Raw genomic sequence first — 12838 nt, forward strand, 5'->3', positions numbered from 1 at the left:
GATCCGGCACCGCTCCATCACGGACGTTCTGCGCTGGTCACACTGGCGCCGACGCCACCAAGCCACAGCCCGGCACTACCACTACCAGCGCCGATCCGATCCATGATCGCGATGTGTCACTGGAGTACTAACCGTCGCGGCGTGTGGACCGGCTGGCCCTGGTGGGTGGCGGCAGTCGGCGAGGGGTGACCATGGTGAGTACCGCGGCCACGATCATCAGCGCGGGAACGTCGCCGACCAGATGGACCCACTCGTTGGGATCCATCACGGCGTGCACGGCCATGACGAGGGCATGCGCCAGGCTGGACCACACGGTGAACCAGATCAAGGACAGGTGGTTGAACGGGTCGCGGGAGGCTTGGATCAGGAAGATCCCCAGCACCGCCATGATCACCGCGATCATCTGCTCGTACTCGGGTTGCGCCGGCTGCCAGCGGAAACCGGCCTGCCAAAGGTTGATCAAGGGGTACACCCCGGTGGCAAGGCCGACTCCCACCACGATGAGGGCGATGCGAAGACGCCGTTCCTGAGTCATGTTCGCAACCTTTCCGGAGGCCGGGCCGCTGGGATGTTTCATGTCCGCCTCGTCGGCGGCGCCGAAGAGCGGGGTGTACCGCCGCCGCCCTCGCCATCGCAATACCCCCCTCAGGTATTGAAGGAACCTACCATGCCCGCCCCCCGCGTGAAGGACGGGCCGCGGTTCAAGGCGGGGGCGAGCGGCGTGCTCGGCGTCGATCTCGACGTCCAAGGGGACGTTGACGGCATCGCCCGCTTCGCGGCCGCCTGCACCACCTACGGCCAGCCGTGGCCGGACACGCTCACCGTCCGTACCCCGCATGGCCTGCACCTGTACTTCACGGTGCCTGCCGACCGCATCATCGGTTCGGCGTCCGGCACCACGCCGCTCGGACCCGGCGTCGACACCCGCGGGCCCAAGACCTCCGGCAAGACCCTCGGCCGCCCCGCCGCCATCGACCAGGACAAGGCGGCCGCCATCGTCGAGGAGTACCGCCAGGGTGCCGCCGTCAAGGCCCTGGCCCGGCGGCACCAGGTCGCCCCCAAGACCATCCGCCGTGTCCTGGACGCCGCCGGCGCCCGCGACCTGCCCGGCCAGCCTGCGCGCCGCCGACCGACACCGGCGAGCAGCATCGCCTGCCCGCGCTGGGCCCGGACGCGACCCTCGATGCGCCGGGACTGCTCGCCGATCACCTGCGTACCGCTGGTGATGCAACCGTCCGCCAGGCCCTCGCCTCCGGGCAGACCATCCGCCGCGGCCACGGCTACTCGGTCCGCATCACGGCCCCCGCTCGCACTCCACTGCGCCGCGCTGGAGCAGAGCGCTGCCCTCGCCGATGCCGGCCCGACCGAGCGCAAGGCGCACCGCGTGTACGCCGCCCGTGTCACAGCCGTTCAGGGTAAGCATTCAGAAGTGCGTGATCATGCTGACGTGAGCGGCATCCGCGGGATGGGAGGGTGCCGAGGACCCCGGATCGCCGCCCGTCATACGACGAGTTGGCCTCGCTCGTGGTCCGACAGATGGAGACGATCGCCCGGTTGGAAGCGACGGTAGAGCGGCTGACCGCGCGGGTCGCTGAGCTGGAACGCCGACAGAGCCGTAACTCGGGGAACTCGTCGTTACCGCCGTCCAGCGACACCTTCGTCCGGCCGGGCAAGAAGCCGCCGCCCGTGAGCGGCCGCAAGCGGGGCCGCCAGCCCGGAGCGCCGGGAAGCGGCCATGATCGAGAACCCCGACGAGGTGAAAGACCACGTCCCGGCTGGCTGCGGCGGATGCGGGCAGCAGCTGTCGACCGAGGACAGTGTCGGCCATTCGCGCCGCCAGGTCCGCGACATTCCCCTGGTCACCGTGACGGTGACCGAGCACCGGGCGCATCGCTGCCGGTGCGGCGGGTGCGGCCGCGTCACCAGCGCGGACATGCCCGCGACGGTGGCAGGCGCGCCGTCGTCGTACGGGCCGAACCTGCGCGCGCCGGCGACCTACCTGCTGGTGTTCCAGCACGTACCGGTGGAACGCTGCGCCCAGTTGATCGCCGACTTCACCGGAGCACGGGTCTCGCCCGGCTGGGTGTCGTCGATCCTGGCCGAGGCCGCTGCCCTGGTCGCCGGCAGCATCAACGTGATCCGCGCGCTGCTGACGCTCACCCACGTGCTGCACGTCGATGAGACCACCACCCGGATCGGGGCCGCACGCCGCTGGCTGCACGTGGCCTGCACGAACTCCGTGACCCTGCTCGGCCTGGGCGAACGCTCCCGCCAGGGCGCCAACTCCCTCGGCGTCCTGCCCGAGTTCCGGGGCGTGCTGGTGCACGACTCGCTGTCGCTGTACAACGGCTACCCCAGGGCCCGGCATCAACTGTGCGGGGCCCATCTGGTCAGGGAGCTGACCGCGGCGGCTGAAGACCACCCCGGCCAGCGGTGGCCGGCCCAGATCCGCTGGGCGCTGGCCGAGTTGAACAAACAGGCCATCAAGGCCCGCGAGGCCCGGCTGACCGACATCCCGCCCGACCGGGCGCGGATCTACCTCGAGTCCTTCCACCGTGGGATCGCGGTCGGGCTGTCGCTGCATCCCCGCGCGCCAGGACGGAAACAGTCCCCGGCCCGCAACCTGCTCCAACGCCTGCAGGACCGGGCCGCTGACGTGCTGCGCTTCGCCGACTTCCCCGGCTGGGTGCCGTTCACGAACAACATGGGCGAGCGCGCGCTACGCCCGGTCAAGACCCAGGTGAAGATCTCCGGCTGCCATCAATCCGAAGATGGCGCCGCGCACTGGCTGACCGTCCGCTCCTATCTCGACAGCGCCCGCAAGCACGGGCTGAGCCCTTCGAGGCGATCCACCGCGCCTTCACCGGCAACCTCTGGATGCCGGCTCCCTGCCGTCCTGCTGGGGGCCGAACATCTCCTTGACCGCTGGCGGCGCGGTCGGGCCCTCGGCGTCGACCAGTTCCTTGAGCACCTGGGCGGCCCTTGGCCACTGTGTACTGGGCCGGACCGCGGCCTCGGCGATCAGCGTCCCATCCACGGTGAGCCCGATGTCGGTGAATCTCAGCGGATCGGCGTCGTACGCCTTTTGCATGTCCTCAAGCGCCGCCACCACGTCCTTCGTGGTCGTGCCGAACCCGTAGGTGTCGTCGCGCGCCGCGATCCACGCGGCCATCCGCTGGAAGTTAGGGTGAGCGGCCTTGGCCCCGGCCTCCACCCCGGTGTCCCTCCTGTGGTCGGGAGGGGCGACGCTGTCCAGCCACATCCGGTCCACCTTGCCGGGGAAGAGGCTGCCCAGCACCGCGCCGAGCCAGGCGCCCCAGGAGCCGGCGAGGAAGCTGATCTTCGGCTCGCCCAGCGCGGCGCGGATCCTGTCGATGTCACGGGCCACGTTCGCGGCCGTGACCTGTTCGAGGAATTCGGGATTCGACTGGGCGCACTCCCGGTTTATCTTGACCGTCTCGGCGTAGGCCTTCCTGGCGTGTTCCTCGGTGACTGGGTCCGGCGGGCGTTCGCTCCATTGACCTTCGGGGCACGCGACTTTCGTACTGGAGCCGACGCCTCGCGGGTCGATTCCGATCAGGTCGTAGCGCTCGTCCAGCTCCGCCCCATTCGTGACGATCCGGTGGGGCATCAGATAGCCGGACCCGCCGGGGCCCCCGGGGTTGAACGCCAGGCTGCCCCGACGGTGTTTCTTGTCAGCCGCCTTCAACCTGGTCAGGGCGATGCTGATCTGCTTGCCCGCCGGGTCGTCATAGTCCAGGGGAACGCTGATCGTCCCGCACTCGGTACGGCTGAGCAGTTGCCTGTACTCCTCGAATTTCTCCTCCGACACGCCCAACCAGCGCAGGTCCTCGTCGGAGTATTCCGGGCACTCCTGCCACTCGATGGCAGGCGCCTTGGCCGCGCCCCCCACCTCGCCGATGGCCGCCGAGACGGGCGTAGCGACGACGAACCGCCCGCGGCCGGCGGGTGGAGCGCGAGCGCGGCTCCGGCCGGCGCGGCGGCGGACACGGCCAGAGCCGTCAGCGGTGTGGCGCGCGCCCCGCGCCGTGATGGTGGCGTCATGGTCTTCAGGCTGGCGTGCCGGGGTATAGATCAGATGGGTGGTTCGTGGGGTGGCCGGCTGTAGACCGGGTATAGGCCGCACGACCCCTGGTGATCCGTAAGCGGTGCCGTGACGTCCGCCGGGTTGTCTACTGGTCGGTGGGGAGCTTGGCGACCGCGGCCTCCAGGTCGCCGTGGGTGGGCAAGGTGTACCGTCGCGTGGTGTCCAGGCGGGCGTGGCCCATCAGCTCGGCGACCACGACGATGTCGACGCCCTGGCGCAGCAGGTTGGTGCCGAAGGTGTGGCGCAAGGTGTGGGCGGAGGCGGCGGGCGCGCCGTTGTCGTCGACCAGGTCGGCCTCGGTCGCGAGCTCGTCGAGCAGCTGGTCGACGGCGCGGGCCGACAGGCGGCCGCCGCGGTAGCGGTTGAGGAACAGCGCCGGGCCGCCCGCGCCCGGCCACTCGCTCCGCTCGGCCTTCCACTCTTTGACGGCCTCGCGCACCGTGGCGTCCAGCAGCGGGACCTCGCGGGAGGTCTCGCCCTTGCCGTTGCGGACGACGACCTTGCCCTTGCGTGCCGTGAGCGGCACGTCGTCGACGTCCAGGGCGACCAGCTCGGCGACGCGCAGCCCGGAGTAGAACAGCAGCCGGCCGATGGCGCGGTCGCGGGCGAGCCGGCGCATCTCCACGGCGCGCAGGAAGCGCTTCTGCTGGCGGGCGTCGAGCGCCTGGGGGGCGAGTTTGGGCGGGGTGTCGCGGCGGACCTGGACCGGGCCCAGGCCGCGGTGGGTGAAGAAGTGGTCGAGGGCGGCCAGGTGCGCGTTGACGGTGTTGGCCGTGCGCTTGGCCACCGTCTTCAGGTGCGTCTTGTAGTCGCGTACGGCGAAGTCGCGGCCGTGCGCATCGGTCAGCGGATCGGCGTTGCCGACGTCGGCGCTGTCCAGCCAGGCCAGGAAGGAGCGGACCCGGGAGGCGTAGGCGCGGCGGGTGTCGTCGTCCAGCGGGGCGCGTTCGAGCGCCGCGGTGTAGTCGTCGTGCATCGCGATGAACGCGGCCGGCACCTCCTGGCGTCGCCCCACCATGCCCCTTCCCTGATATCAGAAGTGATTTCGGGCCCCAATCCTAGCGCCACTCTTGCGATATCAGAAGTTCCCACCTACTGCAAGTCCGACTGGGGTCCCACCGACATCACCGTCGAGGGCGTCGTCATGGCCATCGAGGGCTGCGGCGACAACGAGATCCCGGTGGCCGTCATCGACGACTCCGGGCGCGAGATGCGCATCATCGGCGTCCGCCACCGGGACTCCCGCGTCCAGATCGTCGTCTCTACGGAAGGGCCGGGCCAGTGAGGACGTTCACCGTCACCCGCCGGCCCCGGTACGAGGGCTACGACGACCTGCACGGCACCGCCCGCACGGCCCCCGACGAGTTCCTGATCCTGGTCGACGACGCGGAGATCGGCGGCACCTACTGGTGCTCCTACAACCCGGCCGCCTCTGCCGGATGGGGATGGAACGACGGCGGCCTGCCCGGCGAGTCGTGGGCATCGTGGGGGCCGCGAGGACTGTCCTGCGGCCACCCCAGCCGCGAAGCCGCCGAGCACGCCCAGGTCCGCGAGTACGTCACCGACCCCGACGGCCATGACCGCCAGCTCACGATGGCTCGCGCGGAACAACAAGCCGAACAGGCCCAGCGGCAGGCAGAGTGGGAAGCCGAGGAGGAGCGCCGCGAGGCCGAGCGGCGCCGCGAGCGCCTCGGTGATGACGAGCCCGGCCCCACCGTCTGGAAGCTGCCGGCGTACTACGCCCTGTACGCGGACAGCGGCGAGGTCCAAGCGGTCGCCGACTGGCTGGAGGCCAACGGCGTCGAGGACGTCAGCGGGCGGCACGAGGTCCGCGTGGAGCAGCGCGCCACCCGCCGCGCGGCCGTCTACGAGGTCCCCATCTGGGTCTGGAACGGCCGCAGCTCGGCAACCACGGAGACCCGCGTCGTCACCATCGCGACCGACCCGACGGCCAGCCGCGGCCTCACGCCGCGCCAGCTCCTCCAGAAACGAGACCATCACGGCCACCTCTCGCACTCCCTACCGAAACGGTAGAAGACACGAGGCATCCCCACCAGACCTCAGACCACCAGCTCAGAGGCTCCCTGGAAAGGATCCACACCCAAATTAGTTAGCGATTCGCAGCGGCCGCGCAGGCGGCGAGGTCCTGGCGTAGCCGACGCTGCTGCGCCTGGGACAACGGTGAGAACAGCTGCTGTTCGACGGCGCGCGCGGCGACACTGGCCTCGCGCAGCGTCGACTGTCCGGCTCGGGTGAGCTCGGTTGGCAGTGCCCGTCCATGAGCGGCGTGATTAGGCCTGGTGAGCAGGCCCCGCTCTTGTAGCCGGCGAAGTACGAGGTTCATCGACTGGCGGGTGACGAAGGCGCGGCGGGCGAGTTCGGAGTTGGACAGGCCCGGATGCTGTCCGAGCAGTTCGAGGCATGCGTATTGGGCAACGGTGAGACCCAATGGACGCAGCACTTCATCCATCGCGGTGTGCAGTGAGGCTTGCACCTGCTTGAGGACGTAGCCCACCGACTGGTCAAGGTCGCCCACGGTCTCTTCTTGCTCCATGTCAGCATTCTGACATATCCTCCTATGTCTGCATGCTGACATAGGAGGAAGTTCATGAGTGGACAGGTCACGTACTTCGAGCTGCCGAGCACCGACATCGAAGCAACCCAGCGGTTCTGGGGCTCGCTGTTCGGTTGGACGTTCTACGAGGGCAACTTCCCGGGCTACTCGATGATCCAGGGGCCCGAGCCCATGGGCGGAGCGCCGCACGACGATTCGTCACGACACCCGCGCATCTTCTTCGCCGTCGACGACATCACCGCCGCTGTCGCTCGGGTGCGCGACCTCGGTGGCACGGCAGAAGATCCGGTCAGCATCCCCTTTGGTGCCTACGCCCACTGCATAGATGATCAGGGCGTGGAGTTCAGCCTGTCCCAACAGGCCGGAGACCAGGATTGAATCGCACCGAGATCGGCGAGCCAGAACCAAAGGGATCCGCCCCCCTCGTGAGACCGTTGCTGCCGCTGGCGCTGGCAACTTTCGCGGTCGGCACCGACGCGTTCGTGATGGCCGGTCTCCTGCCGGCCATCGCCGCCGACCTTGAGGTCAGCGTCCCGGCAGCCGGCCAGCTGGTGACAGTGTTCGCACTGACGCTCGCTGTCGCCGCACCGATTCTGAGTTGGCTGCTGAGCCCACTGGATCGTCGCAAGGTTTTGCAGCTGGCGCTGATCGTGTTCGTCGTCGGCAACGTGGTCACCGCGCTCAGCCCGAGCTATCCGATCGCGCTGTTAGCCCGGATTCTCACGGCAGCCGGGGCGGCCACCATCACCGCCACTGCGTCGAGTGCAGCTGTCGCTATCACGCCTCCCGAACGCCGGGGGCGTGCCATGGCGTTGGTCATCGGTGGATTGACGCTGTCGACCGCGCTAGGCATGCCGCTGGGCAATTTGATCGGCGGCATCGACTGGCGCCTCACACTCTGGGCGGTCGCTGCCCTTGGCGTCGTTGCCGTGATCGGCATCTCGGTAGCGTTGCCCAAGGTCGTGTTGCCGGCGACAAGCCTTATGGCCCGCCTGGCTCCGCTGCGCCAGCCCAAGGTGCTCTCCATTTTGGTCGTGACGCTGCTGGTGATGGCCGGACATTACGCCGTCTACACCTACATCGGAGCGGTGACGGCCAGCGCCACGACCGGATCGTTTTCCCAGGCCCTCACCATGATTCTTTTCGTCTGGGGTGTCGGAGTCCTGGTTGGCAACTTCTTCGCCGGCCATCTCGTGGACAAGCGTGCGGTACTCGGGGTCGCTGTCGGAGCACTCGCCGGCGGCACCGTGCTGCTCGCGATCAGCCCACTCACGGTTAGCAACCTGGCCATTGCGAGCGTCTGGGCCGCCATCTGGGGCACCACCGACGGAATGGCCTCGGTGGTGCAGCAACACCGGCTGGTGAACTTCGCACCCGCCTCATCACCAATGCTTCTTGGTCTCAACTCTTCCGCGATCTACTTCGGTGTAGCGATCGGTGGCGGACTTGGAGGTCTGGCCCAGGAGTGGCTGTCGGTCACCTTGCTCGGCGTTCCCGCCGCAGTCCTGGCACTGCTCGCCACCACCATCACCGTCGTGGAGGGGAGGGCAGACCCGGCGAAGGCCCCGCCAAAGGCAGTCGAGAACCGCCGCTGAGGCAACAATTGGGCCGACCGGCCCGTCGGCTACCTGTTGTCCCCGGCAGGTGCCGGGCCCCGGGATCTGCAGATCGACACCACGGCGGTGACGGAGGCCGGCCCCGAGGTCGGCCGGGGCGGGGACGCACCGCACGGCGTCACCCGGCCCGCGTGGAGCTCGGCCCGGGGCCCTGGCCGAGCTGCTTGCCGCCCGGCAGGCCGCCGAAGACGCCAAGCCCAAGGCCGTCCGCGACTGGCTCGTCCGCGCCCGGGTCCGCGTTGCCGCTGAGATCACCACCAGCGCTCCTGACGACCCTTGGCCCGCCCACGGCCGCCAACGGCGGTCCGGGGAGGAACCGGTGCTGATCCAGTGGGGCGGGCCGGCCGCCCGATCGACCGCGACGCGTGGTGAATCGACTCCGACATCGCTCACGCCGCATCCTGCCCGCCGGCTGCGTGGAGGTCTTGGGGTGCCGTTAACCAACGTGGCACCAGCCGCCAAATAGGCCCTGAGCTGGGTTATCAGCTACCCGCTTCCAATTCGGCGCTCACTGTTGGCGGTTCGACGGCAGGGTGGCCTGTCGCGAGATCGGGAACGTAGTTGTAGATCGTGGAACGGCTGACGCCGAGTAGGCGGGCGATCGAGGAGACGGTGTTCTCCGGCCCGGCCGGGTGAGCAGGTCTCGAGCGTGACGGATCTGCTCATGCGTCATCGCCAGCGGGCGTCCCAGGCGCTGACCGCGAGCGCGGGCGGCGGCCAGGCCCTCGTGCGTGCCCCTCCACGATGAGCTCGCGGATGAACTCCGCCAACGCGGCGAAGACGTGGAAGACGAGTCGCCCGCCGGGGGTGGTGGTGTCCAGCGCCTCGTGTATGGGGTTGACCAGCATCGGAACAAAAATCCGCGCTAGTGGGTCGTCGCGGCTGACGGCGGTGTGACTTTTCGTCCAGATACGGTCTCGTGGCGAGCGTCGCTGATGCAGCGGCCGGGGGCGGAATCAGTCGATTGCGCCCCAGCGACGGATCCAATCAGAACCTTGTGCTCGACCTGCTGGAACGGACCGTCGATCCAATCGGATCCGATCCAGATTTTCGCCTCCCCATTTCGCCCCCTAGTCTGGGCCTCCAGAGCACTGAGCGAGCTGGAACGAGACACGATCGGTCATGGCCGACCGGATCTACCTGCGGCACTCCACCGACAAACAGACCGACCTCCGCCAGCGGCATGCCCTGGCCGAGCTGCTGGCCACTGGCGCCCCCGTCTATGAGGACCCCGCTACCTCCAGCCGCCAACTCTCCCTGGACCGCGCTGGATTCACCCGCCTCCTGGACGAGGCCGCCGTCGGCGACACCATCCGCATCGCCGACGCCGCCCGCCTGTTCCGCTCGGTCGCCGACATCCTCGCCCTGCGCCCGGTGCTCATCCGGCGTGGCCTGCACTTGCGGGTCGAATCCGGGCTGCTGTCGGGAATCGACCTGGCCTCCGACGACCCCGGCACCAAGATGATGGTCTCGGTCCTGGCCGCCGTGCTGGAGTTCCAGCGCGACATGATCAGCGAGAACACCCGCGAAGGCGTGGCCGCCGCCGAGGCCTCCGGCAAGACCCTCGGCCGCCCCACCGCCCTGGATACCGGCGAGAGCGCCGAGGTCGTGAAGTCCTACCGCAGCGGCACCGCGATCAAGGCGCTCGCCCGCCGGTACCGCGTCGCACCCAAGACCATCCGCCGGATCCTGGACAACGCCCGCGCCCGCGAACTGCCCGGCCAACACGACACGCCCCCGCCCGCCCGCGGACCGGATCATGCCCTTGCGCCACCAGACCCCGAGGTGACCCTCGACCTGCCTGGCCTGCTCGCCGACCATCTGAACGCCAGCGGCGACGACGCCGTCCGCCGAGCCCTCGCCGCCGGGCGGACCATTCGCCGCGGCCAAGGCCACTCGGTCCGCCTCACCGCCCCGCTCGCACTGCACCGCGCCGCGCTGCTCCAGAGCGCCCCCCTCGCCGCCCCAGACGCCGGGCCGGCCGAACGCAAGGCCCACCGGGTGTATGCCACCCGCATCACCACCGCCGAACAGCAGCCACCACCAGGCCGCTGACCGGGACACCCTGTACCAGGGCCCGCCGAGCTCGATCTCGGCAGCAACGAGACTCCGCATCATGCCCGTGGCTATCCCGCCACTGTCGGCTGAGGACATTTCCGCCGAGGCCCGGGCCTGGCACGGTCGCAACCAGGAAGTGCAACTCAGGAGTTGCACAGCAATGAGTCCGTGTGCAACTCTGGAGTTGCACATGAAGTGGATGTGAAGGAGAAACACCATGACCGCTGACCGCATCGAGCGCGAGATCGTGATCGCGGCTGCGCCGGAACGGGTCTGGCCGCTGGTGACCGAGCCGGGGTTCTGGGCGACCGACGACGAGAGCATCAGGGGCACGATGGTCACAGAGGGCCAGATCCTGGTGGCCAGGCACACGCAGCACGGTGACTTCCCCATGCGGGTGGAGAAGATCGACCCGCCGACCTACCTGGCCTACCGGTGGATGAGCGCCTTCCCCGGCGAGGAACTGCGCGAGGACAACTCCACGCTGGTGGAGTTCACCCTCACGCCCGAGGGGGAGGGGACCAGGCTGCGCGTGGTGGAGAGCGGATTCGCCACGCTGCCGACTCCCGAGGCGAACCAGCGCAACGTGATCAAGGACCACACGGCCGGCTGGGAACAGTGCCTGGCCGCTCTCGCCGCCCGCGCCGAGTAACCCGCCGCAATGGACGCTAAACCCGCGGAGCCCACGGACGCCGCCGTCGTCGACGGCGTCCTGTCCGCCCTCGCCGACCCGACCCGCCGCCGGCTGCTTGACCTGCTGTCGGCGTACGGCCAGGCCACGGCGACAACGGTGGCCGACGGCCTGCCGATCTCACGCCAGGCGGTGGTCAAGCACCTGACCGTCCTGGAGGCGGCCGGCCTGGTCGACAGCGTGAAGGTCGGCCGCGAGGTCCGCTACTCGGTGCGCTCGGAGGCCCTGGACGCCACCGCCCGCTGGATGGCCTCGCTCGCCGCCGCCTGGGACCGGCGCCTGGCCAAACTCAAGCGCCTGGCAGAGGCGGCCGAGCAGGCCCAGCCGTAGCGCCGTAGCCGACCTGTCGGAGGGCGGCCGCCCCCTCCCGGGACAGAAACAGCCCTCCGACACGCCCTTCTCACAGCAAGGAACCCTCATGTCCGATGTTGCGATGCCCCCTGCCCGATTCACGCCGAAACAGCGACTCGTCCTGCTGGTCCTGCTCGGCGCGGGCTTCATGCTGTCGGTCGACTTCTCGATTCTGAACGTGTCGCTGCCCGAAGCCGGTGCCGGTGTCGGGCTGGACTCCACCGGGCTGCCCTGGATCACCGCCGCCTTCGCCCTGCCCGCCGCGGGTCTCACCCTGCTGTGCGGCAGGCTGGCGGACCTGCTTGGGCGACGCAGGATGTTCCTGGCGGCGATGGTCGTACTGATCGCCGGTTCGGTCCTCGGCGGGCTCGCATCCGATCCGGGAACGCTGTTGACCGCCCGGGTGCTCCAGGGGCTCGCGACCGCGATGGCCACCCCGGCGGCCCTGTCACTGCTGACGACGACGTTCGCCGAGGGCGCCGCACGCGAACGGGTCCTCGGCCTGAACGGCGCGTTGCAGTCGGGCGGGTTCACCGTCGGCGCGCTGCTCGGCGGCGCGCTGGTGAGCTTCCTCGGCTGGCGGGCGGCGTTCCTGGTCAACGTCCCGGTCGCCGTCACCATCCTGGCGCTCGCCCCCCGCCTGATCGCGGAGAGCACGGTACGCGGCAGGGTCAGGATGGACCTGCCCGGAGCGGTGACGGTGACCGGCGGCCTGCTGGCGGTGATCTACGCGGTGCTCGAAAAGAACGCGGCCGTCGCCGTCGCCGGGGTGCTGCTGCTCGTGGCGTTCTGGATGATCGAGCTACGCTCTCAGGCACCGCTCGCCTCGGTCCGCATCCTGGCCCGGCACACCGTGAAATGGGGCGCCTGCGCAGGCCTGGTGATCTTCGCGATGGAGCCCGCCATGATCTTCCTGATCACCCTGTATCTGCAGAACGTCCTGGGCTTCTCTCCCCTGGCCACCGGTCTGGTCCTCGGGATCCCGGGCCTGGCCTCGGTCGCCGCCGGAGTGCTGGCGGGCCGGATCATCGGGCGCCTGGGCGCGCGGACGGTCCTGGTCACCAGCCTGGCCGTGCAGGGACTCGCGACGCTGCCGCTGGTCTTCCTGGGTACCGGGCCGACGTCGCAGGCGATCCTGATCCCGGCGCTGTTCATCGGGTTCTTCGGACACGTCGCCGCGATCGTGGCCTTCACCGTCACCGCCACCTCGGGCCTGCCCGACCACGACCAGGGCCTGGCCACCGGCATCACCTCGCTGACCCAGCAGGTGGGCATAACCATCGGCATCCCGATCCTGAGCACGATCGCCGCGGCACACAGCGTCCAGCTGACCGGTATCCACCTCGCACTGTCGGTGGACGTGGCCGTCACCCTCGCCACCGCCGGCCTGGTCTGGCTCGGCCTTCGCCCCCGCCATACAGGCGGCAGGCAGTCTGAGG

The 12838-nt window shown here is 69.5% G+C and carries 14 protein-coding genes and 2 pseudogenes; 11 read left to right on the forward strand and 5 right to left on the reverse strand.

All coding sequences use genetic code 11. The features are described 5' to 3' along the window. Positions 1 to 127: 127 nt before the first annotated feature. Positions 128 to 535 carry a DUF6632 domain-containing protein gene (locus E1294_RS47575; protein ID WP_132518687.1) on the reverse strand — a complete coding sequence of 136 codons (408 nt, stop codon included), beginning with the start codon at positions 533 to 535 and terminating at the stop codon, positions 128 to 130. A gap of 132 nt (positions 536 to 667) precedes the next feature. On the opposite strand from E1294_RS47575, the gene E1294_RS47580 reads away from it, so the two are divergent. From E1294_RS47580 to tnpC, 3 genes and pseudogenes are all read left to right on the forward strand, one after another. Then, positions 668 to 1570, forward strand: a complete 903-nt coding sequence (locus E1294_RS47580) for a bifunctional DNA primase/polymerase (RefSeq protein ID WP_165977889.1) — start codon at positions 668 to 670, stop codon at positions 1568 to 1570. After that, positions 1537 to 1671: pseudogene (locus E1294_RS58615) on the forward strand (DUF6444 domain-containing protein); the annotation flags it as partial. The gene E1294_RS47580 and the pseudogene E1294_RS58615, both read left to right, overlap by 34 nt. Before the next feature lie 58 nt (positions 1672 to 1729). Continuing rightward, positions 1730 to 2830 (forward strand): annotated as a pseudogene (gene tnpC / locus E1294_RS58620) (IS66 family transposase); the annotation flags it as partial. A 30-nt stretch (positions 2831 to 2860) separates the two neighbouring features. Here tnpC and E1294_RS58625 read toward each other — a convergent pair. Together E1294_RS58625 and E1294_RS47590 are read right to left on the reverse strand one after the other, a co-directional pair. Beyond that, positions 2861 to 3631 carry an alpha/beta fold hydrolase gene (locus E1294_RS58625; protein ID WP_425465274.1) on the reverse strand — a complete coding sequence of 257 codons (771 nt, stop codon included), beginning with the start codon at positions 3629 to 3631 and terminating at the stop codon, positions 2861 to 2863. Positions 3632 to 4193: 562 nt separating this feature from the next. After that, positions 4194 to 5126, reverse strand: a complete 933-nt coding sequence (locus E1294_RS47590) for a tyrosine-type recombinase/integrase (RefSeq protein WP_246083793.1) — start codon at positions 5124 to 5126, stop codon at positions 4194 to 4196. A gap of 126 nt (positions 5127 to 5252) precedes the next feature. Here E1294_RS47590 and E1294_RS53730 point away from each other — a divergent pair, with 126 nt between their 5' ends. Together E1294_RS53730 and E1294_RS47595 are read left to right on the forward strand one after the other, a co-directional pair. After that, positions 5253 to 5393 (forward strand): hypothetical protein, encoded by a 141-nt coding sequence (locus tag E1294_RS53730; RefSeq protein ID WP_165977890.1) that lies wholly within the window; start codon positions 5253 to 5255, stop codon positions 5391 to 5393. Next, positions 5390 to 6142: a hypothetical protein gene (locus tag E1294_RS47595; protein WP_132518693.1), complete on the forward strand. Its 753-nt coding sequence runs from the start codon at positions 5390 to 5392 to the stop codon at positions 6140 to 6142. The genes E1294_RS53730 and E1294_RS47595 overlap by 4 nt, the downstream gene beginning before the upstream one ends. A 76-nt stretch (positions 6143 to 6218) precedes the next feature. Here E1294_RS47595 and E1294_RS47600 read toward each other — a convergent pair whose 3' ends face one another. Next, positions 6219 to 6662: a MarR family winged helix-turn-helix transcriptional regulator gene (locus tag E1294_RS47600; RefSeq protein WP_132518695.1), complete on the reverse strand. Its 444-nt coding sequence runs from the start codon at positions 6660 to 6662 to the stop codon at positions 6219 to 6221. Between the two features lie 54 nt (positions 6663 to 6716). On the opposite strand from E1294_RS47600, the gene E1294_RS47605 reads away from it, so the two are divergent. Beyond that, on the forward strand, positions 6717 to 7061 hold the full coding sequence (locus E1294_RS47605) for a VOC family protein (protein ID WP_132518697.1): 345 nt from the start codon (positions 6717 to 6719) through the stop codon (positions 7059 to 7061). 47 nt (positions 7062 to 7108) lie between these two features. Then, positions 7109 to 8278 carry an MFS transporter gene (locus E1294_RS47610; RefSeq protein WP_220448355.1) on the forward strand — a complete coding sequence of 390 codons (1170 nt, stop codon included), beginning with the start codon at positions 7109 to 7111 and terminating at the stop codon, positions 8276 to 8278. Positions 8279 to 8961: 683 nt separating this feature from the next. On the opposite strand, the gene E1294_RS56795 is transcribed toward E1294_RS47610, so the two are convergent. Beyond that, the gene (locus tag E1294_RS56795; protein ID WP_165977891.1) at positions 8962 to 9147 is read right to left on the reverse strand and encodes a recombinase family protein; all 186 of its coding nucleotides are present in this window, start codon (positions 9145 to 9147) and stop codon (positions 8962 to 8964) included. A 274-nt stretch (positions 9148 to 9421) separates the two neighbouring features. Between E1294_RS56795 and E1294_RS53740 the strand changes: the two genes are divergently transcribed. From E1294_RS53740 to E1294_RS47635, 4 genes are all read left to right on the forward strand, one after another. Continuing rightward, complete coding sequence (locus tag E1294_RS53740; protein WP_165977892.1) at positions 9422 to 10354, forward strand: recombinase family protein; 933 nt, start codon at positions 9422 to 9424, stop codon at positions 10352 to 10354. A gap of 220 nt (positions 10355 to 10574) precedes the next feature. Beyond that, positions 10575 to 11009: an SRPBCC domain-containing protein gene (locus E1294_RS47625; RefSeq protein WP_132518699.1), complete on the forward strand. Its 435-nt coding sequence runs from the start codon at positions 10575 to 10577 to the stop codon at positions 11007 to 11009. Positions 11010 to 11018: 9 nt separating this feature from the next. Then, positions 11019 to 11378, forward strand: a complete 360-nt coding sequence (locus tag E1294_RS47630) for an ArsR/SmtB family transcription factor (protein ID WP_132518701.1) — start codon at positions 11019 to 11021, stop codon at positions 11376 to 11378. A gap of 88 nt (positions 11379 to 11466) precedes the next feature. Then, the coding region (locus E1294_RS47635; RefSeq protein ID WP_132518703.1) for an MFS transporter at positions 11467 to 12838 on the forward strand (1372 nt) is incomplete at its 3' end.

Origin of the sequence: Nonomuraea diastatica, assembly GCF_004349015.1 — a bacterium.
Taxonomy (GTDB): domain Bacteria; phylum Actinomycetota; class Actinomycetes; order Streptosporangiales; family Streptosporangiaceae; genus Nonomuraea; species Nonomuraea diastatica.

Bases quoted from the DNA above. Each gene is read 5' to 3' on its own strand.
- E1294_RS47575 (WP_132518687.1), bottom strand. From the start codon at position 535: ATGACTCAGGAACGGCGTCTTCGCATCGCCCTCATCGTGGTGGGAGTC.
- E1294_RS47580 (WP_165977889.1), top strand. From the start codon at position 668: ATGCCCGCCCCCCGCGTGAAGGACGGGCCGCGGTTCAAGGCGGGGGCG.
- E1294_RS58625 (WP_425465274.1), bottom strand. From the start codon at position 3,631: ATGCCCCACCGGATCGTCACGAATGGGGCGGAGCTGGACGAGCGCTAC.
- E1294_RS47590 (WP_246083793.1), bottom strand. From the start codon at position 5,126: ATGGTGGGGCGACGCCAGGAGGTGCCGGCCGCGTTCATCGCGATGCAC.
- E1294_RS53730 (WP_165977890.1), top strand. From the start codon at position 5,253: ATGGCCATCGAGGGCTGCGGCGACAACGAGATCCCGGTGGCCGTCATC.
- E1294_RS47600 (WP_132518695.1), bottom strand. From the start codon at position 6,662: ATGGAGCAAGAAGAGACCGTGGGCGACCTTGACCAGTCGGTGGGCTAC.
- E1294_RS47605 (WP_132518697.1), top strand. From the start codon at position 6,717: ATGAGTGGACAGGTCACGTACTTCGAGCTGCCGAGCACCGACATCGAA.
- E1294_RS56795 (WP_165977891.1), bottom strand. From the start codon at position 9,147: ATGCTGGTCAACCCCATACACGAGGCGCTGGACACCACCACCCCCGGC.
- E1294_RS53740 (WP_165977892.1), top strand. From the start codon at position 9,422: ATGGCCGACCGGATCTACCTGCGGCACTCCACCGACAAACAGACCGAC.
- E1294_RS47625 (WP_132518699.1), top strand. From the start codon at position 10,575: ATGACCGCTGACCGCATCGAGCGCGAGATCGTGATCGCGGCTGCGCCG.
- E1294_RS47630 (WP_132518701.1), top strand. From the start codon at position 11,019: ATGGACGCTAAACCCGCGGAGCCCACGGACGCCGCCGTCGTCGACGGC.